The 21,631-nt window shown below is 57.3% G+C and carries 18 protein-coding genes and 3 pseudogenes; 10 read left to right on the top strand and 11 right to left on the bottom strand.

Annotation, left to right across the window (positions count from 1 at the left end; all coding sequences use genetic code 11):
* Window positions 1-91: 91 nt before the first annotated feature.
* Both ACWGS8_RS34535 and ACWGS8_RS34540 read left to right on the top strand, forming a co-directional pair.
* Window positions 92-322: pseudogene (locus ACWGS8_RS34535) on the top strand (transposase domain-containing protein); the annotation flags it as partial.
* A gap of 9 nt (window positions 323-331) precedes the next feature.
* Window positions 332-628, top strand: a complete 297-nt coding sequence (locus ACWGS8_RS34540; RefSeq protein WP_454585108.1) for a hypothetical protein — start codon at window positions 332-334, stop codon at window positions 626-628.
* Between the two features lie 26 nt (window positions 629-654).
* Here ACWGS8_RS34540 and ACWGS8_RS34545 read toward each other — a convergent pair whose 3' ends face one another.
* The 11 genes from ACWGS8_RS34545 to dndB form a co-directional block, all read right to left on the bottom strand.
* On the bottom strand, window positions 655-1,152 hold the full coding sequence (locus tag ACWGS8_RS34545; RefSeq protein ID WP_454585109.1) for a hypothetical protein: 498 nt from the start codon (window positions 1,150-1,152) through the stop codon (window positions 655-657).
* Window positions 1,152-3,131 (bottom strand): hypothetical protein, encoded by a 1,980-nt coding sequence (locus ACWGS8_RS34550; RefSeq protein WP_454585110.1) that lies wholly within the window; start codon window positions 3,129-3,131, stop codon window positions 1,152-1,154. The genes ACWGS8_RS34545 and ACWGS8_RS34550 overlap by 1 nt, the downstream gene beginning before the upstream one ends.
* The gene (locus tag ACWGS8_RS34555; RefSeq protein ID WP_320298630.1) at window positions 3,121-3,318 is read right to left on the bottom strand and encodes a CxC ATPase DNA modification system associated small protein; all 198 of its coding nucleotides are present in this window, start codon (window positions 3,316-3,318) and stop codon (window positions 3,121-3,123) included. The genes ACWGS8_RS34550 and ACWGS8_RS34555 overlap by 11 nt, the downstream gene beginning before the upstream one ends.
* Window positions 3,308-5,269, bottom strand: coding sequence for a DEAD/DEAH box helicase family protein (locus tag ACWGS8_RS34560; protein ID WP_454585111.1), 1,962 nt, complete (start codon window positions 5,267-5,269; stop codon window positions 3,308-3,310). Before ACWGS8_RS34560 ends, ACWGS8_RS34555 begins: the two co-directional genes overlap by 11 nt.
* 28 nt (window positions 5,270-5,297) lie before the next feature.
* A complete protein-coding gene (locus tag ACWGS8_RS34565; protein WP_454585112.1) occupies window positions 5,298-7,901 on the bottom strand; it encodes a sigma factor-like helix-turn-helix DNA-binding protein in 2,604 nt (867 codons plus the stop codon).
* Complete coding sequence (locus ACWGS8_RS34570; RefSeq protein WP_454585113.1) at window positions 7,901-8,989, bottom strand: GTP pyrophosphokinase; 1,089 nt, start codon at window positions 8,987-8,989, stop codon at window positions 7,901-7,903. The genes ACWGS8_RS34565 and ACWGS8_RS34570 overlap by 1 nt, the downstream gene beginning before the upstream one ends.
* A 235-nt stretch (window positions 8,990-9,224) precedes the next feature.
* Window positions 9,225-10,397, bottom strand: a complete 1,173-nt coding sequence (locus ACWGS8_RS34575) for a cysteine desulfurase family protein (RefSeq protein ID WP_454585114.1) — start codon at window positions 10,395-10,397, stop codon at window positions 9,225-9,227.
* Window positions 10,394-10,765: a DNA sulfur modification protein DndE gene (dndE, locus tag ACWGS8_RS34580; RefSeq protein ID WP_320298634.1), complete on the bottom strand. Its 372-nt coding sequence runs from the start codon at window positions 10,763-10,765 to the stop codon at window positions 10,394-10,396. The genes ACWGS8_RS34575 and dndE overlap by 4 nt, the downstream gene beginning before the upstream one ends.
* Window positions 10,746-12,746: a DNA sulfur modification protein DndD gene (gene dndD / locus ACWGS8_RS34585; protein WP_454585115.1), complete on the bottom strand. Its 2,001-nt coding sequence runs from the start codon at window positions 12,744-12,746 to the stop codon at window positions 10,746-10,748. The genes dndE and dndD overlap by 20 nt, the downstream gene beginning before the upstream one ends.
* Window positions 12,743-14,230, bottom strand: coding sequence for a DNA phosphorothioation system sulfurtransferase DndC (gene dndC, locus ACWGS8_RS34590; RefSeq protein WP_454585116.1), 1,488 nt, complete (start codon window positions 14,228-14,230; stop codon window positions 12,743-12,745). The genes dndD and dndC overlap by 4 nt, the downstream gene beginning before the upstream one ends.
* Before the next feature lie 21 nt (window positions 14,231-14,251).
* Window positions 14,252-15,352, bottom strand: a complete 1,101-nt coding sequence (gene dndB / locus ACWGS8_RS34595) for a DNA sulfur modification protein DndB (protein WP_454585117.1) — start codon at window positions 15,350-15,352, stop codon at window positions 14,252-14,254.
* A 60-nt stretch (window positions 15,353-15,412) separates the two neighbouring features.
* Between dndB and ACWGS8_RS34600 the strand changes: the two genes are divergently transcribed.
* The 8 genes and pseudogenes from ACWGS8_RS34600 to ACWGS8_RS34635 form a co-directional block, all read left to right on the top strand.
* A complete protein-coding gene (locus tag ACWGS8_RS34600) occupies window positions 15,413-15,718 on the top strand; it encodes a helix-turn-helix domain-containing protein (protein ID WP_454585118.1) in 306 nt (101 codons plus the stop codon).
* A 212-nt stretch (window positions 15,719-15,930) separates the two neighbouring features.
* Window positions 15,931-16,068 carry a hypothetical protein gene (locus ACWGS8_RS34605; protein ID WP_454585119.1) on the top strand — a complete coding sequence of 46 codons (138 nt, stop codon included), beginning with the start codon at window positions 15,931-15,933 and terminating at the stop codon, window positions 16,066-16,068.
* Between the two features lie 68 nt (window positions 16,069-16,136).
* Window positions 16,137-16,612, top strand: a pseudogene (locus ACWGS8_RS34610) (IS66 family transposase); the annotation flags it as partial.
* A gap of 337 nt (window positions 16,613-16,949) precedes the next feature.
* Window positions 16,950-18,428, top strand: coding sequence for an NAD-dependent succinate-semialdehyde dehydrogenase (locus tag ACWGS8_RS34615; protein ID WP_454585120.1), 1,479 nt, complete (start codon window positions 16,950-16,952; stop codon window positions 18,426-18,428).
* Window positions 18,429-18,440: 12 nt separating this feature from the next.
* On the top strand, window positions 18,441-19,844 hold the full coding sequence (locus ACWGS8_RS34620) for an aminotransferase (protein WP_454585121.1): 1,404 nt from the start codon (window positions 18,441-18,443) through the stop codon (window positions 19,842-19,844).
* A gap of 264 nt (window positions 19,845-20,108) precedes the next feature.
* Window positions 20,109-20,806, top strand: a pseudogene (locus tag ACWGS8_RS34625) (CoA transferase subunit A).
* A gap of 14 nt (window positions 20,807-20,820) precedes the next feature.
* Entirely contained in the window at window positions 20,821-21,447 is a 627-nt protein-coding gene (locus ACWGS8_RS34630) for a CoA transferase subunit B (protein ID WP_454585122.1), read from the top strand.
* A gap of 49 nt (window positions 21,448-21,496) precedes the next feature.
* Window positions 21,497-21,631: thiolase family protein (locus ACWGS8_RS34635; protein WP_454585123.1), on the top strand; the 135-nt coding region annotated here is incomplete at its 3' end.

Consider the following 21,631-nt stretch of genomic DNA (forward strand, 5'->3'; position numbering starts at 1 on the left):
TGCTCCACACGCCGCACGCTGACCTTTCGGCCAAAATATGGATGCCAGCGATAATGAACTTCCACTTCGTCCCCGACATGGGCACAATGAACGGGTGATGGCTCTCGGTAGGAAAGCTTGGCTGTTTGCAGGCTCCGATCGCGGCGCCGATCGGGCCGCCTTCATGGCGACGTTGATCATGACCGCGAAGCTCAATGGGGTGGATCCGCAGGCATGGCTTGCCGACGTTCTCGCTCACATCGCCGATATGCCGATCTCCAGGCTGGAGCAATTGCTCCCGTGGAATTGGGTGGCATCGTCAGTAAAAGCCGTTGCTGCGTAGGCTCAGCTGATGGCTCACAAAACCGACAGAGATCAGGCTGACAAAAACCGAGCTCTTGTTCGCGATGTATTGCTTCGCGATTGGGATCCGATCGGCATATCTGGCATTCCCGAAGCTAAGGACGAATATGACGACTATGCCGACGTCGTGCTCGGGATGCTGATCAACGAAAACGCGACGGCAGAAGACATCGCCGGCTATCTCTTCAAAATCGCCACAGAGGACATGGCGCTGTCCGATCGCAAGATGGCGAAGCTGTGCGATCGAGCCGCAGAAGCGGTCGTGGCGCTCCGATCAAACTTTTAGGAACAGGTTCAAGCTACCTGCGGTCTTCACCGGATGGGTACCAGTGAACCCGTTGGCAAGCTGTCGGCCGACTTCACCGCCTGATCTATTAGCTGAACATAATCTCGCAAAAACTCCTCGCCTGAGTACGGTTTGGTTTCTCGCTTTTCAGACAGATAATCGTAGCCGCCGCTTGCGTACGCGTTCATTCGACGCATACCCTCCTCGGTCAATTGGTTGGGACTATGCGGATCTACGAGGCGCTTGAATAGAGCACGTACGGCGGCGGCCTCCGTGACTCCAATTCCACTCTTCTTGAGTTCCGCGATGACCAATAGCCCTATTAGAAAGCGGCTGGCGAGCTTATATTCCTTGACAAAGTGATCGACCATTTCCGTCGTGGGAGCGCTATCGTTGCTTCGTCCACTGGCGAAGCCCGCCATCAGACAGAGGTAATATTGATCGAAATCCACTTTGAAATGCTCGAAATCCTCAATTTTGTTGAACCAAGCTTGAGCATCCTTTCGAATACGGAACCGAGCCATCAGATGTCCTTTTCATCCGTGAGGTCGAAAGACATAAAGTAGTCGCGGTTGTTGACTAAAACGGCATTGTCCGTCTTGGTCACGCCAACTGGCGGCAGGGTGCGCTCAAGCCGCTTTGTTCCCTCGGTCCTGCGGAACACCGTTAGAAACAGGCAATCGTCGCAGACCTTTTCCAGCGCCTGGACGAAACCCGCTCGCTCGGTGTTGATCGTGAAGCCAACGAATTGAGTGCAAAGCTCGGGTATAAGCTTTCCGATATTGCGTCGCACGCCCTCGTCAATCGAATTGGCAGGACTATCGACTATGAGCGGGAAGTCATTGTTTCCGCGATTTAGGGCGCTCATTAAGAAAGTGTAACCAACAGATAGTTTCTGCCCCACGCTTGCACCTGACTGGTTGGCAAGGTGCAGCGACTTATCGATGCGATCGATGCGAAGCGGGTCGTTGGCAAGGATAACCGAAAGCCTCTTGTTTGATTCCTGCACCAGTTCGGCGCGGATCTCATCCCGCGCCAGACCCGCGGCTTGCTTGAGGATTGCCTCAATTATATCCGTTTTGCTTCTAAGATCGACAGTTTCAGATAATTTGGCTATGTCCTTGCCAACCTCATCCAATTTCTTATCGACGAGCTTCATGGACATGATCGGCTCGTCAGTATCTTCCCCTGACGGGGCATTGATCTCCTGTAGGACTTGCTTGCAGCGGGCTAACTCGGTTTCGAGAGCCCCCAAGGTATCCTGCCACTCTTTGAGCAACTCATCGCCCTCATCGATAAGCTTCTTCGCCAGCGCACGCAGCGTCTGATCGGCCTCTCTTTGCTGCCTGCGAGCTGATGTGAGTTCTTTTAACACCCCCTCGAGAAGCACGTAGGCCGGCTCATCACCCGGAGCGGCCACGAACATGCTAATGTCATGCTTCAGCGCGTTGATCGTTCCGGATTCCTCCATGTCGAGATAACCCTTCGCTCGCTTCAGGATTTCGTCGCGAGCAACATCACTCATCGGACGTCCGCAAATGCAGTCGGGCTCTTGGACGAGTTCTGCGAAGAACTGGGCTGAGGTGTTCTCCGGAAGTTTCAGATGGTCCAGGTTATCCCTGAGTTCGACGAGACTCTCGGAGAAGCTTTTGTGAACGGCCAACGGCATTCGGAGAAGATCCATGGCCTCGCCCGATGCCTTGCTTACCGCATTGTTGGCACCCTGGAGGGCAAGTATTGCCTCAGCGTGCTGAACCCGAGTCGCTTCAACACTGCCGAGCCGATCGGCAATTTTCTTGGTAAGGTCAGCGGCTGCGACTGAGCCTGCATCGATTTTTCGTTGCGCGACGTCGCGCGCCTTTTCGAGATCACTGCGGCGCCTGAGCAGTGCATCGCGCAGGCCATTGAGCTTGGTCAATGCCGCAGCCGTCTTCGCTCCGCCCTGGCTGGTACGCTTTTTCCACTGCGATTCAGTGGTTTGAGCGACAATGTCAAGGAGGTCCAGTTGACACAGCGCGCTGATCGCTTCGTCGGCGCGTCCCGCATCCTGCTTCAACAATTTGTCGGCAAACTCACCGTCAAAGATGAACAGGTGCAGAAAGTCAGGCGTCAGAAATTTTAGAATCGATGGAGGAGGCTGCCACCGGCCAACCACGCCTCCGCTCCCGGGTGTTGTTGTGCGGTACGACGCCGTGCCGTTTTCGAAATCCAAAATCAGTTCGATGGTGAGCGGTCGCCTGTCGAGCAGCAACGCTACGCGGAACTCACCTTTGTCCTGATTGTCGCCAGGTCGGCGATAGTCTCGTATTCTTGTCGGTGGCCAGGTGCTCGCCTGGCCGGTAAGGGTAGCTCGAATGAGCTCCAAAGTTGTCGTTTTCCCGGTGCCGTTCGGCATTTGTACCAACGCGACCTTGGCCGGGTCACCTGACTTGCCGGCTAGCTTGATCTCAACGTCAGGACACCGCAAACCACTGCTGGCCCAGCCATTTAGACTAATCCTCATCGGTTGTGTCCTTGACCTTAACAGCTTCCAAGACGTTTTCGTAAAAGCGAGCGTTTTGGTCCTCACTGCCTTCGCCATCACTCAATGACTTGAGCCAGGCTACAAGTCGTTGTGCAACTGTCTTGGGCTGGCCAGCAGCATTGACGGAGGTGTGGAGGGCTGCCTCGAGGGCTGGATCAAGCGGCATTAGAGTCTCCCTTTCTCACTGCAGATAGCGCTGTAAGCCAAGCACAGCGCTCCTGATCAGCGTTCGGAACCGGATCGGTCGGACTGGCCGGCCTGACAAAATCGACGACCAGAGCACGTTTTTCAGGCAATAAAGGGTCTGTCCGCAGGCAGCGGCCGATCCGCTGAATTGTCTCGAGTTTTGCACGAGCCGACGCGAACAGCACGACCGTACTCAACGAGCGAATATCAATCCCTTGGGATATTCGGTGACATGTGACGAGGCAATCGATGTCGCCTCGGGCGAACGCTACCAAATGATCTCGATCGTCTTCGGCATAGTAGGTTCGGTAAAGGTGCGTGTAGTCATGCAAAATATCGAGAATTCTGGCGCCGTATTCTTTTGTCTCAACGAAAATGATGCACCGCTGGAGTATTGAAGGGCTCACTTTAAGATACTCGGAAAAGACCGCCGGCTTCATCTCGGCGGTCTTGTATATCATGGCAATCTCGGTCCAGATTTCCTCGTCGCTCATCGGATTGCCATTGTGCAGGCGCGCGGCCTTCTTAGTATAGACGCCCTGCAGTCGCTCTCGATCGCTGGTCGTTAGATCATACGCCAGCGGTAGATAATCGAATTCGCTTAGCACCCCGCGCGCGATCGCCTTTTCAAGCGGAAACCGATACAAAACAGGACCAAGCTCGGTTGCGATGAATTGATTGCCATCCTGATCGTAAGCCCGGTCCGGCGTGGCGCTGAGCCCCACTTTAAAGGAAAAATCGTTGTGACTCCCGCCAAGGGAACCGACAAGACTCGGTGTTCCCAAGCCGTGGACTTCGTCGTGAATGACTATCATACGCGACTTTACCGCGGCCGGCAGCCTGTCCAGAAGTTTGTGGAGTTGGCCGCGAGATATGACAATCAGCCCGCGATAGGGATCAAGAGCAAACTCGCCAAGATCATGATAACGTTCATAGTTTCGGTAGATGAGCCAATGCGGGCCACCGGCGAAATTCCATTGTTCGAGCTCCTCTGCCCATTGATCCAGGAGGTCGGTCCCGTCCATTGCAACAATCGCAGCGTCGATCGATTTCGAGGCGATCAACGACGATAAGATCTTGAGTGCTGTGCGGGTCTTACCGGTACCGGTTGCCATCTCCAGGATCCCGGCCCCGCCCGCCAAAAACGCTGAAACCGCTTCTTCCTGATGCAGCCACCGTTTGTCGGGCTCCGACTGCTGCTCCGGCTTCTCTTCCGCCACGGGTTTTCTGTGGCGAGGTGCTCGCTCTCGCAAACGGCTGATTACGTCCGTCGATGGCGCTAAAACATCGAGGCCTTCGGCTTTGTTGTTCCAGGCTTCGTCGAACTGTTCGACTTTCGTCGCGACCCGCTCTTCCTCTGCGGGCACCCATGACCGGTAAACGTCGATCGATTCGTAGTTCCTGCTGTGCCCGCTTCTGGTTTCGTTGGCAGAACCTGTGAACGCGGCGCGAAATCCGTTTGCGAAATCGAAGATGCCGATCTTTTCATGAAAGATGCCCGGTTGGGCGACATGTTCTGGAAAGGCGAATTTTATCTGTAGACGGTCATTTGCCACGAGCCAGGCAAATATATGAGCGAGACGTCCGGAATCGGTCGGGTCGCCAAGCAGCGCAATGATTTCGTCCAGAATTCGCTCGACAATAATGGCCTGATACTGCGCGATCCTTTCGGGATTGTTGAGCCCTCTCAAGGTCGCGGCATCCCCTGGGGAAAGCTCCGGCGAGGCTACCATTTGAACAATCAGCTCACCGTCAGCCGCGACGCGAGTCAGCGCATCTGTCCAGCTTAAAAGTGCTGAAGTGGAGAAGTATCCCACGGCCCGACGATAAAGGGTAGCAACCCGTAGGCATGGCCGAAAAAAGTCAACGGCCAAGTCGTCTTTGCCACTGCGGTAGTGGGATTTAAGCTCTGGGACTTCTGGCGCGATCATTTCCGCCCCCCTGTAAGGCCAGGGGACTTCATTCCGCAAGCAACCATTGCAGATTGGCCTCTCTTTGCCGGGCTTCGCGAGACCGGAGACGCTCTGCCATTAGCAACTCAAAGGGATCGTCACTTGCCTCGCTCGCGACGGACACTGTCTGTTGCCCGAGCATCGCCACGACAGCACTGTGGCTGACCCAGCTTTTTGGATGGAGTATTGCATGAGCGACTTGTCCTGCGAGCAACACACCGGCACCGCGGCTCCAGTCGAGCTCTCCCGTATTCGCCAGTTCCCCTGTTAGCTCACTGCGCACGACATCAAGGGTGGAAGTGACAGAATGTTGCATTTGCCATTGAAAGCCCTGCGCGTCGGGTTCCTTCAAGGCACCCAAGCAAACCAGCAGAGCCACCAGGCCGGCGCCGGCGTAAGAGTCGATCCTTCGACCCGACAGGCGATTCGCGGCAATCCAATTCAGCCCACCTTGACTATGAGCATAAACGCAGGCTGCGAGGATCCTATCCAAAGGCGGCAGCTCATAGGCGGCATCGCGCCGAAGAGTCATTCCGATCGCAAAACGACCTTGCTGATATTTGAGACGTTGCCAATTTGCGCATTCAGTCGAATCGACAGGCCAGTCGGCGGGATCAGCTACGGATAGGAGCGAGGCAAAGACGTCTGCCTCGCTGGAATGGCGAGCCCATCGACATAGTTTGAGCTCCGCCGTCGGCGTCCAAAATGGAAAGATCGAGCGAGGCTCTCCGGCATATCGCGCAAGGGCATAAAGCCGAGCCTGGTTGTCATTGAAAAGGATCGGCAGGTCGTCTGGGAGGTGAGCAGCGATTGCCGAAACATGTTCGGACAGTCCATAGGTCCCGGGGAGCACACGAATAAAAATTTCGCGACGGGTGATCAGAACAGGTCCTATACTGTTGGCGGACCGACCTTCTGGTAGAATGGCGTGGGCATCGTCGAGCAGGTCTCCCAACCTTGTGGGGCCGCGAGCTTGAAGCGCTACCTGCAGCGCGTGCGCGATTGTCCCTGGTTCCTCCTCTTGCGGTTGATCGTCCCGTTCAGCTGGAGCCAAGCTCTTAAGCGTCGTGCCAGCGGCGCCGATTGCCAGCCAGCTACCCTCTTCGATTTCCAGAAACAGATGCGGTGCGGCGCCCATGACGATCTCAGCGTCACGTTCGGAGCAAAGATCATTCGCAAAATGAGAATGATAGATCGGCAGCAATTCCTCGACGGGCTGGGCTTTGCCCGCAACGGCAAGGAGGGTGTGCAAGCCGATCAAGCGCGTCAAGCGAGCTCCGACGCGCGGCGGCATCACGTAGCCAAGTCGAATCGGGTTCCCAAGAACAAGTTCGCATGCCGCCTGCGCAACTTCGGGATTGGCATTCGTCAAAGCACCCAATGCTTGAGGCAGCGGAGCGCGAGCAATCGCCTTTTGCAAATCCTCTGCAACCGCTTCGACCAGTGATGCGTCACCCAGGGGATGAATCCAGCCTTCTGGCAGAGGCAGCGCGATACGATCAATCCACTGGTCAAGCCGGACATCGAGGATGCTTAACGCTAACGTCACGTAGGCATCGACATCGCGACGGCGGGAGGGCAGCTGAGCCTTGGTGAGGACTTGCGCGTTTTTCGCAATGACTACCCACTGCCCCGGTCCCTCCTGTTGCAGCAGCTGTTCAATTGGGTAGCGCCGAATCTGGGTTCGCAACTTGCGCAATGATTTCGATTCAATCTGGCGAATTCGCTCCCGCGTCACACCGAAGTCGGCACCGATTTCCTCTAGTGTTTCCCTGCCTTGCTGCCCAATACCGTTGCGACGTCTGAGAACCGTGGATGCTCGCTGGTCGAGCTGTGACAAAAGCCATTCGAGACGATCCGCCAGCCGCTCATGCTCTGCGGTGGCCACCTCGTCAGGCAAGCTAGGATTGTCGGGCGATGTGTCCGGGTTGTGTTCGCAGGCAACGCTTGAGTTGTCGAAAATTAGCGATACGAACCGATCCTGCCTGCCAAAGCCATTCTCTGTCAGACGGCGACGGATGTGACGTTCACATAGGCGTCGGAATTCCTCGACCGATTTGCGTCCACAGTTTCGCGTTTGCGTGATCCTATGGGTGGTATTGAAGAAGTCTTCCATGGCTTTCGCAAACGTCATGTCCCGGAAAGGCGGCCGAGAAAGGACGGCCTCAAGCCGTGTCGACAGGACTTCTTCGCTGGCGATTGCGCCAATCGTGTCGCCGTCGAAGAGACTGATGAGGTCTGATCTCTCGGATGAATTGGCGGTAGCTGAAATCTTAGTGCGACTTAAAAGATGAACGCCGTTGGACGCACATTCAGCCCGGATGAGCGCCTCTAGTTCGTCCGCGCTCTTGCGTCCGAAATTTCGAACGTCATGCAGCATCCTGGTCTGGGCTAGCGGCCCCGCATCGAGATAGTCCCCGATCGTCGCATAAGGCAGACTGCCGGAGCTGTCTGCGACAGTCAGAGCATTCCCAAGGCGGACCGAGACGTCGTTTTCCGCAACAAGCTCGACCAACCTTCGCATTCGAATGGCGTCCGAGGGGACGGACTCGTTGGGTTCCATCTCCGTGGGCCGATCATCATTTATAGACGAAAGGATATGGTCGCTCATCATCTGCCAGGCACATTTCTATCTATTTGTTGTGCCTGCAAAAACTCTCGATATTTGTGGACCAGGTAGTAAATGCGGCCCGGGCGCCCTTTTCCCCGTCCTGCCGGATGGTTTTCCTCGATCTTCTCGGAACATTTGGCAAGCATCCCTATCAGAATGAGATCCGCGGAACGCCGGTTGAGGGCAAGTTCGGGACTGCCAGACAGCTCCAGAAACTTATTGAAATCATCAATCCGTGTAGAGGCAACGTCCGGGTTGAATGCCTCAGGTCCTAGAGCCTTCTCGATCTTGCCAGCCGAGGTGAGCCCCAGAAGCACAGCTTCGTCAAATGCCAGGCCAGCATTTACCGATAGATCGGCTTCGGGAAAATGTTTGCGCATACGCGCGACAAAGTCATGCACATCACCAAAATCGCCGGTCTGCACAGTCATGCGTGCGTAATTGGCGGCAAGGAGTTGGGTAATTGCGGCATCACCCGAACGCGTCAGATGACCAAGGGCTTCAAGCAGACCGCGCTCGGCTTCGCCAGGGCCTCCGCCCTCGGGTTTGTAGCCGATATCATGTTCGATCTCATTCCATACATGCGCCATCATCGAACAGATTTGCACTTCGCAACTTGCGCCGCGCAGATTTCCATAATCGCCAAGGAGTTCCTCTTCGCGCAGGAATACTTGACAATGAGTGGCGCGGTAAAATTGGCAGTTGGTTGGATCGAGCTTATCCTTGTGATCGATCTCGACGGCCTCACCCTCCCGCCCGGCAAAGAGCGCCTTGATCGCCTCGGTGACGCGTGGCTCATCCTCCGGTCGATATGTCGCCACTCGAACGCCTGCGAAGTCCCCAATTTTCTCGAAAACCTCGTCTACCGACTCAAAGTTTTTATCGGACCTCTTCGCGAATCGTCGGAGCTTGCCGTCGAAACTCCGGACAGTTTTTGTGCGCGAGGTGATTTGCGCACGTATCGCGTTCCCTTCCACGATGCTGGATCGACAGATATCAGCGACGCGCGCTGCGAGTTTGAGATACCGATCGCGCTCCCGATCATAGCGGGACACCGCAGCGTCTATCACTTCGTCAGATATCGGCATCGACCGCCCCACTCCCGAGCGTAGATTCGCTTGCGATTGGCCGTCTGTCTATCAGAATTGTAATAGACCCCAACAGTAGGGAGTATGCAGGAAAATCAGTTATCGCCGTTGTTCACAGTTTCCGCGGCACCGGATGAACGTACAGTAGAGAAGCCACATTGGATCATTGTCTGCCCTTTAGCGCCGGCGGCGAGACGGGTCAGCTATCTCTCTAGCAAAGGTGCTTTTTGTAAGTTCAGGCGGCGAACCGGCGAAGCTCTTCAACCGCCTCGATCAGAGCGATCGTAAATTGCGCCATTTGTTCGGCGGTTGAAAATCTGCCTGGCGAGACCCGAAAGGCTTGTCGCGCTCTCGCAGTATCACCGAACATGGCGAGTAACACGCGGCTTGTTTTAACTTTGTCAGTCGCACAGGCACTGGACGCGGAAAAGCTAGCGACAGAGTTTAGTCGGTGCATGAGGGCTAACGGTTCGACTCCGGCAATCGATAGCGAAACGTTTCCAGCAATACGTTCTAAGGGATGACCGTTGAAGCTGACGCCGGCAATCGCCGAGGTGACCTCGTGAACGAATTTGTCGCAAAGCCCGCGCAAACGCGCATCGTCAGTCGTGCCTTCGCGCCCAGCGATATCAAGTGCTGCTCCAAGACCAACTATGAGGGGAACATTCATGGTACCGGACCGAAGCCCACGTTCCTGTCCGCCGCCAAATGAAACAGGCACGAGCCGAGCGCGCGGCGAGCGCGATCGAACGTAGAGGGCACCCACACCCTTTGGCCCGTACGCTTTGTGCCCGGAAATGCTCGCAAGGTGGATGTGTTCGGCCATAACGTCGACGCGCCTATGAACCAGCAGCTGCGCGAGATCGGTATGAAACAGGACGCCGCGTTCCTCACAAACAGCGCCGATTTCAGCGATGGGTTGAATGGTCCCCACTTCGTTGTTGGCGCCCATGATTGATACCAGGCTCGTGTCGTCCCGGATTGCCGCGGCCACGTCGGAGGGTGATACCCGACCCTGTTGATCGACCCCGACGATTGTGACCTCGAACCCTTCCCGTTCCAGCTCCCTCATCGGCTCCACGACAGCGGGATGCTCGATAGCGCTCGTTATCAAGTGCTTACGCAACGGCCGTGCCCGGGCGGCACCAATGATCGCTATATTGTTGGCTTCGGTGCAGCTGCCGGTCAGGACTATTTCGCTCTCACGAGCGCCTAACGCTTCTGCGATCTGCACACGCGCAGCCTCCACCGCTGACCTGGCGCGATTGCCGTGGACATGCTCCACACTCGACGGATTTCCGAACACCTCGGTGAAAAACGGAAGCATGGCCTCAAGGACCCTGGGGTCCACCGGGGTGGTCGCGTTGTGGTCCAGGTATATGGGCTCCTTGTTCGCCTCACGTTTCATGCGGCGAGCACCAGACGACCCAGGTCCGCCGCAGATTTGGCCCGCACAGACAAAGTACCCACGCCGCGGTGAATGTGAGCACGAAGACGCGCAACGAGATCTTCGTTCGATAGGGGGCTGGCGCCGCCCTCGTCCTCTTCAACGAATCGCAACAAAGCGGCAATCAAGCCAGTATACTCGCCCGTAAGCGTGTAGGCGTTAAACTCCTGGCCGCCCTCATCAGGAGCTGGCGCAATCGCCGGCCCTTCTTCAAGGGAGAGCATGATCGCGGTACGGCAAAGAAGGTTGGGGGTGACCCCAGTGCGCTGACGGATCGAGCGTAGCTTGCTTGTCGCCTCTGTTGAGATCCTAAGCTTGTTGTAGCGCAAGCTGACCTCCTTCGTCGCCATCGCCGAAGTAGCCTGGAATGGCTCGCGTTGCGCGTTGATCGGGCTCGTAATCGAGTCTGTAGGAGTGGCTGATGCTCGGTGTGAGCTCCTTAAGCAGCCGCGCGTCAACTTCGGTATCAGTGGATAGAACAATGACTTGATGGCTTGCCTCGGGGAAATACCGTTCGACAATGGCTGTTCGGTGTTCGCTATCAAGTCGCGCCAGGGGGGTGTCGATAATCATCGGGAGCGCCCGGCCGCTGGTGCGAGCCAGTGCCCACAGCATGGCGATTGCATAGACCTGTTTTTCCCCGGCAGATAGGCTCGACTTCGGAATCTCGGCTCCCGTCTTATCGATCAGCGTCGCGTCAAAAGATGTGCGGTCAATGCGCACATTCGCGACAAATCCGCCTTTGCGGGCCAGGTGATTAAACCTGCTAACAAACTCTGTCTGGAGTTGCGCAAGCTTCATATCGAGCAGCCGTTCCTCATAGAGTTGCAACGCTCGGCCCACGCGCGTTGCCAGTGCGGCACGCTCTTCACCGGCCTTAGCCTCAGTCTGTGCTTTGAGCATGCGGTCCCGTTCGCGGGTCAGTCCAGAGCGTTGAAATTCCAGAGTGTGGAGTTCGTCAGTCCGTGCTCGCAATACGGCTTCGGCAGTCCCGACAGACTTTTCAGCCGAAAGCAGCTCATCCAGAACGATCCCTGCTGCGTGCCCGGAAGCACGCACCAGATCGGCATCGACACGACGAAGTTTGCGTTGCAAGGAGTCCAATTCGGAGACAGCCAGGGCTGCACGCGACGCAATGTTTTCACGAGCTTCGATAAGCCGTGCAGCAAAACGCCGCCGTTCGCCGGCATCCAACTCCGAAACCGAGCTAACTGCGGCGCCGGCCGCCCGTTGCTGTTCTGATTCAAAAAAAGCGTCCAGGTCACGCCAATGACTTTCCTGCCACCGGGCCGTGCGCGTCGGTGTGTTGGTCTTTCGCCATGTACCCGCGCGTTCTCGAAGCTCGACCATATCCTCGCGCGGCTTTTCCCCGGCGTGCGCTAAAGCAACTGAAAATCGCCGGAGCAATCTCGGAGCCGATGCGAATGGGAGGAGACCGACGGCGAATTCTCGAATCTCAGCTTCGCGGCGGGTAATTTGTTGGCGCAACTCATCGCGCGAAGCCTCAATTTGAGCGCGGCGGTTTGCTGCGTCGCCGCCTTCAGCAATAAACCGTTGACGGACATTGAGGGCCACTCGGGATTGAGACGCATGGCGCGAGGTGAGTTCAGCAACGTCCTCAGCCATTTCCGCAATGCGACGATCGAGCACGGAGATCTCGCGAACAATCGTCTCAAGCCTAACAGCCTCGTCATTGCCTTCACGACGACCATGTCTAGCAAGATAGAGACCCAAGTCGGTCCGGAGACGTCCAACAAGCTCGATACCCAGGAGACCGCGAACAGCTTCGGCAAGACCCTCGTCGGGATCGTCTCTGGCGATTTCGGCAATCTTTTCGCCATCAAAGAAGAACAGCTGAGACACGCCCGGTGGTATCATTTCTTGCAGGAAGCTATGCCATTCGTCACGTGGCACGGCGTCGACCGGCGCCCCGTCTCTTTCCAACGTCAACGTCTCGACGGTTTTCGTCCCGCGCGTCGCCCAGCGCCGCAAGACCTCATACCGATGAACTACACCACCCTCGGCATAGTCGAACTCGAGCCCGACCGATCCAAAAGGCGCCGGGCGTCCATCCGACCCAACATGAAGCCGGCGCCGTAGATGCTCCTCATATTCAGATTGCGCCACCCGATAGCCAAGCGCACGCCTCCCATAAAGGGCAAGCCGCACCCCTTCGAGCAGGGTGGTTTTGCCGGCGCCGTTCTTGCCGCCTATCAGGACCACGGGCCTTGCTCGCGCTGGCAACAAATCGAGACGCTGGCGACCGGCATAAAGACCGAAATTCTCAAGTGTGATTGATCGCAGCCTCAACGCCCATCCTCACCGACCATATCGAACGGAAGTTCCAAATCGTCAACAACTGCCAATACGCTGCCGTCCTCCAGACCAAGTGTGCGCCGCCGCTCGGCTACGAGGACATCAAGATCTCGCCATTCAAGCCTGAATGCGTCCTCAATACGAGTGTGCACGGCATGCCTACGCTTAAGACCATGTGAAGCTCGCTCGATATCAAGCAATTTCATCACGAGTTCGGGTGGAACCTCATTGTCCGCGCACACGGAAGCCAAGAGCTCACCGTCGTCCGCGGTGAATGCAACAGAATCTTCCGTCACCCACTCGATGTCATCGCGACCGAGCGTCTCGCGTACGATACGCGGAACGGTGTCCGCCCAGTCACCACGCTCCGTGCGCCAGAGCCGCCGGATTTCATGCAATTCGTTCTCATGAATCAGAATTGGCGCTTCGCCTGCAGGCGCCTCACGCGCAACTTCTTTTTGTGTTTCGAGCAAGCGACGAAGCAGAGTTCGACAAAATTCCATGGTGTACGGGCCGGGCATGACACGGTCAGTCTCACCGATAAAATTCACTTGACCAGATTTGCGCCGAAAGTCCCTGAATTCATGCTTGCGCTCCGGATCCTGGGTCTTCGAAAGCATGTCACGGTACTCAAGAAGCGGTGTCAGCCACTCCTCGCCTGAATCAATCATCGACTCCATTGCCTTGTCACGCTGCACCACGGTGCAAACCCAGCACCCAAAGCGGGAGTTTCCGCAAGACGGAGTCGATGTGTCCACGACCAACGGACACTCGCCCGCGCTGGCGTTGCGGTACATTGCAACGAGATCGCGGTTGTCATTGCCCCAGGGAGATTCATTCTGAAGCAGGTAAGTCCAGACGTCGTCCGTCGAAAAATCCGCGATCGGCGCGTAGACAAAGGCGTTCATCAGCGATGAGTGGCGCCGCAACTGAGACCCCTCTATCTGATGCAATGACATTACCTGGGCGCGGGTCGCAGATTCTTGTGACCGGACGCCGAGAACCATGACGACTTCACCGAACTCAGCGACGCGGCTTTTGATGAAAGCATCGGCCGGCTGGATCTTGAGCCGCTCCGTGCACCACCGAAAGCGGCGTGACGGGGCTGGATATCCCTTCCCGATCAAGCTCACCCAAAAGCTATCTTCCAGCTCCGGGACGACCTTGTGCGTGACGACCGGCATGTTTTGAGCGGCCGCAGCCGATGAAATGCGGTCAAGTGTGACGTCTATATAGCGCGACACCACAGGCGTTTCGACGAGCGTGTCGGAGCTGATAACATAGATCGTCTTGGTCCGCCGTTCAGACGGCAACGCAGCGATTGCCGTCCAAATCAACTGCAGGGCGGTGGTCGAGTCTTTTCCTCCTGAATAACCAACCACCCACGGCCGAGCATCGGAAAGGTAGATGTCCCGAATGTCGTCCAATATGGACGTGATTCGGCCTGTCCCGTTGGAATTGTTATTCTTTTTGCTCACGGTATTTCTCCTGAAAGGAGTCTAACCGACTTGCCCGGGTGCGTCAGTGCCATTTGTGGTGAGTGACCAGATTTTTTCCGCAGTGAGCATTACGCTGGTACGCGACCGATTGATGCGACCGACCAGAAGCGCCCGCCCTTCCCAAAGGGCGCTATTTGACCGGGCCCAATCAACGTCACCCAAACGGTTGATTGCCGTGCGCCAGTCGAGTCTCGGATCGTTGAGTAACCGCGCGCCTGCTATTGCGATGGCTTCCAACGCAACACCATGGGCGTGGACCTTTTCGCGCCTGAGGGCTGCGGGTGTCATTTGTCCGCGGTGCGCAAGGCCCCAGTCAGGAATTGCTTCCGCCACCGCTGCCCAAAACTCTATGACCTTCGCCTGATCGACTTCGCCCGTCTCTGATACAAACGTCGAAACAGCTGCGTGAAGGTTGCTAAAAGCGAATAGCTTTGGCGAACTGGCTGTCAGATTAGATCGACCAAAGTCGGTCATGTCTCTGAAAAGCGGAACCCAGTCAACGACGGCCCGGGACAATTTTGCTCGCTCATCACGCCCGTCATACAGCAGGCGAATTGAACGCGAGGGCTTCACTCCGTGTTGATTGAGGTCAACGAACATCTGCCGTGAGCGCTCCAACCCGTGGTCTGGAAACAAAGTGACGGCGACTGTCTCGTGAGCAAAATGGGGACGCTCGCGAAGCACCTCAATAATTGCAGCCCGGCGATGCTGGCCATCATTCACAAGGATTGTCGCAGTCATGTCGACCGACAGCGTTCCGATTGATCTCAAGGGTCCGTTCATGTCGCTCGGCTCAAAATGAAACCTGCCGTCGATCGTTGCCGTCAAGGCGGACAGTACGTACTCCTTTGGGTTGGACGTGATGTAACGAACAAGTGCTGGGATGCGGCTCTTGTTCAAGCGACGCTGAGCGCGAAGTTCGTCCGGAACAGCTCCATCATTAAATCGCAATAGCGATCCCACGGCACCAAGTGGAACCATTACTACGTAATAGGCTCGACCTGCCTGAACGCCCCTTATGGCAGGGAATGCAAATGCATTCATGGCCAATCTCTCCGCGACTAATTCGCACATGATATCGCAATAAATGGCGATGGTCAATATATACCGGGGATATATATACCGTGGACGATTAGCACCATATCCGCAATCTAGTGCAGCATGGCAGAGCATTTACGTGTCCAGCTTGGTGAGCAGCTTAGACGCCTTCGGGAACATGCCGGCTTGTCCCAAGAAGGGTTTGCCTCGCAAGCAAACATTGACCGCGCAGCTTACGGGAAACTCGAACGAGGTCAGGGCAATGTGACATTGATCACACTTGCCCGAATTGCTGTCGCACACGAAATGAGCCTGGCTGGCTTGCTTTCAGGCATTACGCTGAATCCTGCAGATATCCAGGCCATACCGCGAATTGCGCGCGGAAATCGACACGCGAGCCGATTTGGCAAGAAGGAAAACGGCAAGTGATGACGCCCAAAACGAGTTCCAACCCACGACGCAGACCGGATTCGGTGAAGCAAAGGATCCAGTCGATGTCGCGGCCAGTCTGATCCATAACTGGCGCCGCACGGTGAGAGCCCGCGAGGCGGGCTTTGTCGAAAGTGTCGAGGTTACCGACAAGCCTGCGCCGCTTCGCTGCCGGCGGCGCTACCAGCGCAATCGAGCTGGGGATTGCCTGCATGTGGCTGCCGGTCGACACTGGCGGCGGCGATGGTGAAAGCGTTTGGCGTTTCATGATCCCGGTTCAGAGCCAAGTGGCGGATCTGGTTGGCGACACCTTCCGGGCCGCTGCCTGTTCGGCGGCGAACCTCGTCTGACGTTGCCGTGCTTCCTCGAAGTGAGTTCCATCTGGTCGTGCGGGCGCGATGAGCGTTCAGAACTCTGAACATCTAGCGCGCCTTATGTGCGCAAACGACTGGCGCGCCGACAAAATCTCGAAGCATCTGCCGCGCGAACGCGTGGTAGCCGGCGCCGGCCGCTTGCCATTGCTGCGGCGGTCATCGGCTGAGCAAGCTGGGAAGATGATCCGACACTTGCAGGCGAAGTTCACCTTGCGATCAGCCAGGCTCGGCGGCGTTCCAGGCCCCACCGCGCGGCTGGGCCGGTCCCGGCCTACTGGTGATGATCCTGTTTGAGAAGTTCGGGCGGCATCAGCCGCAAACCAAGCTAAACCTTATGACCGCGAAAGGCGTGCCGCTTAGCCAGTTGACGTCGGCCGACCAGGTCAGCGCCGGCGTCGCGCCGCTGGTGCCGCTGTTCATGCGGCTCGAAGCCATGTGCGTTGCTTCACGTTTGCACGGCGACGGCTCGGTCCTGGCCAAGGCAAGATCGATACCCGGCCGATCGCGGACCTTTCCACGGACGGCCTGGTTTCTGCAGGTGCGCTGTAGCGATCTGACCAGAGGCCAGCGCTGCACCAAAGACGGAGTACATAGCAGCCCGGGAGCGCGGACTACGTCGACGGCCACGGTCGCCCGATAGGTCCAATGGATCCATTGCAGGCAACGTACTTCCAGTCGGGAGTTCCAAGCAAGCGGTCTGCCGTATAGTATCGCACAGTTCTCATCTGCCGCAATCTAGCGAAATTATGCGTCAAGCCACAACATGTTGCAGCTAATATGCGCAGCGGTGGCTAACTCCGCATTCCGACGGCAGCAGGCCCGTTCTATTTATTACCATCAGTTTTGGAGCTTCAAAAATGAACGGTCTTGCAGCGTCGGCTTTGAAGGGACTAAAACGAGCAGATCTTCTCGAGCATCGCGCCTTCTTTGGGGGTCAGTGGATCGACAGGAATCGAGTGATCGAGGTGCTCGACCCGGCCACCGGCGACAAACTTATTAATGTTGCTGCTTGTGATGAAAAAGATGTTGACCTGGCTGTAAGGGCCGCACGGGAAGCCTTTGCCGTCTGGCGCGACATGCGGCCTGTCGAGCGGGGCGGTGTATTGCGCGCTTGGGCGGATGAACTGCGTGCGAATGCAAATGATCTGGCGGTCATAATGACAGCGGAGCAGGGAAAGCCGCTTGCCGAAGCGAGGAGCGAAATCTTCTACGGAGCCGGGTTTATCGACTGGTTTGCGTCTGAAGGTGAGCGGGCTTATGGCGAAACAATCCCCAGTCATTTGACCGGCAGTCGAGTGTCGGTTCAGATGCAGCCAATCGGTGTAACTGTCGCAATTACGCCTTGGAATTTCCCCTCAGCGATGATTGCCCGCAAGGCTGGAGCGGCGCTTGCGGCCGGCTGCACGATGATTGTCAAGCCCGCTCCGGAAACGCCTCTTTCGGCATTGGCGCTCGCCCGACTAGCCGAGGAAGTTGGCATTCCCGCCGGCGTCTTCCAAGTGATCACTGGAGAGGCTCCGCCGCTTGCCAAGCGCCTGCTTCAGCATACCGAAGTGCGCGCCTTCTCCTTCACCGGGTCGACAGAGGTGGGACGCATCCTGCTTGCCCAGTCCGCGGCAACAATCAAGAAGGCCTCAATGGAATTGGGCGGCCACGCGCCGTTCCTGCTGTTTGGCGATGCCCCATTGGATGCAGCGGTCGCCGGCTGCATCGGTGCCAAGTTTGCGACGTCGGGGCAGGACTGCCTGGCCGCGAACCGGATCTATGTTCAGCGCGGAATCTATGATCAGTTCGTCGCTAGATTTGCCGAGGCGACCGCCAAGCTGAAAGTCGGGCACGGTTTGGAGGAGGGGACCGACATTGGCCCCATGACCCGGCTTTCGGTTGCGGAAAAATGCAGGCGACAAATCGCGCAGGCGATCTCGGCCGGCGCCCGGATCGTATGTGGTGGTCAGGACAGCCCGCTCGGCGGCAATTTTGTCACACCAACAATTCTGGCTGATGTCACCGACGACATGCTGATTGCTCGAGAAGAAACCTTTGGCCCTGTCGCGGCCATTCTTGCCTTCGACGACGAGTCGGAAGTGCTGGCGCGCGCCAACAATTCTGAAATGGGCCTCGCCGCCTACGTCTACACCACCGACCTGAACCGCGCCATGCGGCTGACCGATCGGCTGGAATACGGCATGGTTGCTGTCAACACGCCGAAATTTACCGGCGCACCCATCCCCTTCGGCGGCTGGAAACAGTCCGGCCTCGGGCGTGAGGGCTCCAAGCACGGCCTGGCCGAATATCTGGAACCCAAATACGTCTGCATCGGCAATATCGCTGCCTGAAAGGAATAAACCATGACCATCAACATCAAAGAGATCAGCGACAAGGACAGAAACTCGGTCCTGCATCCCTTTACGCAGCTCAAAGCCTTCGCCAGCGGTGAGCTCGGCGATCCGACCATTGTCGAGACGGGCAAAGGAATCCGCATCCAGGACGCGCATGGCAACCACCTGATCGACGGCTTCGCCGGGCTCTACTGCGTTAACGTCGGCTATGGCCGGGCCGAGGTTGCCGAGGCTATCTCGCGTCAGGCTTTTCGTCTGGCCTATTACCACTCCTACGCCGCCCACACGACGGACGAGCTAGCGATCCTGTCCGATCGCCTGGTCAAGATGGCACCCGGCAAGATGAGCAAGGTTTTTTACGGCATGTCCGGTTCGGATGCCAACGAAACCCAAGCCAAGCTCGTCTGGTACTACAACAATCTGCGCGGCAAACCCTCCAAAAAGAAAATCATCTCGCGTGAGCGCGGCTATCATGGTTGCAGCATCGTCTCCGGGTCGATGACCGGCATGAGCTTCTATCATGACCACATGGACCTGCCGCTTCCTCAGATTGTTCACACCGGTGTTCCGCACCACTATTGGGGTAGAAACCCGGGCGAGACTGAACGCGAATTTTCAACGCGGCGCGGCGAGGAACTTGATCAACTGATCGAGCGGCTGGGGCCAGAAAATGTGGGCGGCTTCATCGGCGAGCCGGTGCTCGGCACCGGCGGCATCACGCCTCCGCCGGAAGGCTACTGGCAAGCAATCCAGGCCGTGCTCAAGAAGCACGACGTGCTGCTCATCGCAGATGAAGTCATAACCGGCTTTGGTCGAACTGGCTCCATGTTCGGCTCGCAGCACTATGGCATCGAGCCCGACCTTGTTACGATCGCAAAGGGTCTGACTTCGGCCTACTTCCCGCTTTCGGCGGCAATCGTCGGTGAGAAGGTGTATAAGGTCCTGGAGGATGGGGCCGACAAGGTCGGCGCATTCTCGCACGGGTACACCTACTCTGGTCATCCCATCGGCGCCGCCGCGGCCAACGCGGTTCTCGACATTGTCGAGAAAGAAGACCTCCCCGGCAATGCGCGTGACGTCGGCGCGTTTTTCCAGGCGCAGTTGCAGGAGAAGTTCGCGCAGTTGCCGATCGTCGGCGAAGTGCGCGGCGTCGGTCTTATGGGCGCAATCGAATTTGTCGCCGATCGCAAAAATAGGGAGCGTTTTGATCCCTCGCTCAAAGTTGGCGCACGCGTCTCTAAGGCAGCGCGCGACCGAGGACTGATTGCCCGCGCAATGCCGCATGGGGACATTCTGGGTTTTGCCCCGCCGCTCGTAACCACGAAGGGCGAAGCCGAAGAGATCGTCGCCCTCGCCGAAGGCGCCGTTCGTTCAGTCATGGACGACTTGGTTCGTGAGGGTGAGAGAATCTGAAGGGGTGATGACCAGACTACAGATCCAAACGGACAATGCGTTAGCTGCACTTTTGAACATTCGGGCAAAAGCAAAGTGGGCCTCGAATCGGGGCCCACCAAAAACCCTTCCCGGCTTTCATAACGCTTGCTGCTCAAGAACTCATGACGCGCTGTATAGGCAGCCGTTGAAGAAGATCGGAGCGAACCCGGTTGGAGCTGCGAGCCATGCCTTAACTGCCACGCGGATCTATTCTAGACGATCCGCGCCAACCTTGGAGGCTATATGAACAAAGTCCATAACGATGCGGGTTCTGCGTTGGAGGGTCTGTTATTCGACGGGATGCTCATTGCGGCGGGCGGATTTGGGCTCTGCGGTATACCGGAGCTGTTGATCGATGGCATTCGGCATGCGGGTACGAAGGAGCTGACGATCGCGTCTAACAATTGCGGCGTCGACGATTTTGGGCTTTGCGTGCTGCTCAAGACTAAGCAGATCAGGAAGATGATCTCCTCTTATGTCGGCGAGAATGCCGAGTTCATGCGCCAGTACCTGAGCGGGGAACTGGAACTTGAGTTCAATCCGCAAGGGACGCTGGCCGAGCGCATGCGGGCCGGCGGCGCCGGCATCGCCGGCTTCTACACCAAAACCGGCGTGGGCACCGTCGTGGCAGAGGGCAAGGAGCACAAGGTCTTCGACGGGGAAACCTATATGCTTGAGACGGGCATCGTCGCCGACCTGTCAATTGTGAAAGCCTGGAAGGCAGATGCCTTGGGCAACCTCGTGTTCCGCAAGACAGCGCGCAACTTCAACCCGCCGGCTGCCACGTGCGGCAGGTTCTGTGTCGCCGAAGTCGAGGAGTTCGTTCCCGTCGGCAATCTGGAGCCTGCCAGATCCACCTGCCGGGGATCTATGTGCCTCGCCTAATTGAGGGCAAGCACGAGAAGCGCATTGAACAGCGCACGACGCGTGCTGCGGCTTGAAGGGGAGGGGACAGATGGCCTGGGACAGGGACCAGATGGCGGCGCGGGCCGCGCGCGAGCTTGAGGACGGCACCTATGTCAATCTTGGCATCGGCATTCCGACCCTCGTCGCCAATCATATTCCGGACGGCATTCACGTGACGCTGCAGTCGGAGAACGGCCTGCTTGGGATCGGTCCATTCCCAACCGAGCACGAGATCGACGCCGACCTCATCAATGCCGGCAAGCAGACGGTGACGGCGCTGCCGCATTCGGCCTTCTTTGACTCTGCCCAGAGCTTTGCGATGATCCGCGGCGGTAAGATCGCAATGGCGATCTTAGGCGCCATGGAAGTGGCCGAGAACGGCGACCTCGCCAACTGGATGATCCCCGGCAAGCTGGTCAAGATGGGCGGCGCCATGGACCTTGTTGCCGGTGTGAAACGCGTCATCGTTGTCATGGACCACACCAACAAGGCCGGGGAATCCAAGCTGTTGAAGGCCTGTACCTTGCCGCTTACGGGTAAAGGGGTGGTCGACCGTATCATCACAAACTTGGGCGTGCTCGATGTGGTCGAGGGCGGGTTGAAGCTCGTCGACTGCGCCGATGGCGTCACTGAGGACGAACTGCGCGGCGCAACCGAAGCAACGATCGTCAACTGAGGCGGGTGTGCTGGCTGCAGCCGCCAGTTCCAAAATAGAGGGTGCGATTATGACCAAAACCTCCATCGTCGTCGCCAGCGCCGCGCGCACGGCCGTCGGCTCCTTCAACGGCGCGTTTGCCGCTACGCCCGCGCATGAACTCGGTGCCGTCGTCATCAAGGAACTTCTGTCGCGCGCGGGTGTC

The sequence above is a fragment of the Mesorhizobium sp. 43Arga genome, from assembly GCF_053714255.1.

Bases quoted from the DNA above. Each gene is read 5' to 3' on its own strand.
- ACWGS8_RS34560 (WP_454585111.1), bottom strand. From the start codon at position 5,269: ATGATCGCGCCAGAAGTCCCAGAGCTTAAATCCCACTACCGCAGTGGC.
- ACWGS8_RS34620 (WP_454585121.1), top strand. From the start codon at position 18,441: ATGACCATCAACATCAAAGAGATCAGCGACAAGGACAGAAACTCGGTC.
- ACWGS8_RS34615 (WP_454585120.1), top strand. From the start codon at position 16,950: ATGAACGGTCTTGCAGCGTCGGCTTTGAAGGGACTAAAACGAGCAGAT.
- ACWGS8_RS34605 (WP_454585119.1), top strand. From the start codon at position 15,931: ATGTGGCTGCCGGTCGACACTGGCGGCGGCGATGGTGAAAGCGTTTGG.
- ACWGS8_RS34600 (WP_454585118.1), top strand. From the start codon at position 15,413: ATGGCAGAGCATTTACGTGTCCAGCTTGGTGAGCAGCTTAGACGCCTT.
- ACWGS8_RS34555 (WP_320298630.1), bottom strand. From the start codon at position 3,318: ATGCCGCTTGATCCAGCCCTCGAGGCAGCCCTCCACACCTCCGTCAAT.
- ACWGS8_RS34565 (WP_454585112.1), bottom strand. From the start codon at position 7,901: ATGAGCGACCATATCCTTTCGTCTATAAATGATGATCGGCCCACGGAG.
- ACWGS8_RS34545 (WP_454585109.1), bottom strand. From the start codon at position 1,152: ATGGCTCGGTTCCGTATTCGAAAGGATGCTCAAGCTTGGTTCAACAAA.
- ACWGS8_RS34570 (WP_454585113.1), bottom strand. From the start codon at position 8,989: ATGCCGATATCTGACGAAGTGATAGACGCTGCGGTGTCCCGCTATGAT.
- ACWGS8_RS34550 (WP_454585110.1), bottom strand. From the start codon at position 3,131: ATGAGGATTAGTCTAAATGGCTGGGCCAGCAGTGGTTTGCGGTGTCCT.
- ACWGS8_RS34540 (WP_454585108.1), top strand. From the start codon at position 332: ATGGCTCACAAAACCGACAGAGATCAGGCTGACAAAAACCGAGCTCTT.
- ACWGS8_RS34575 (WP_454585114.1), bottom strand. From the start codon at position 10,397: ATGAAACGTGAGGCGAACAAGGAGCCCATATACCTGGACCACAACGCG.
- ACWGS8_RS34630 (WP_454585122.1), top strand. From the start codon at position 20,821: ATGGCCTGGGACAGGGACCAGATGGCGGCGCGGGCCGCGCGCGAGCTT.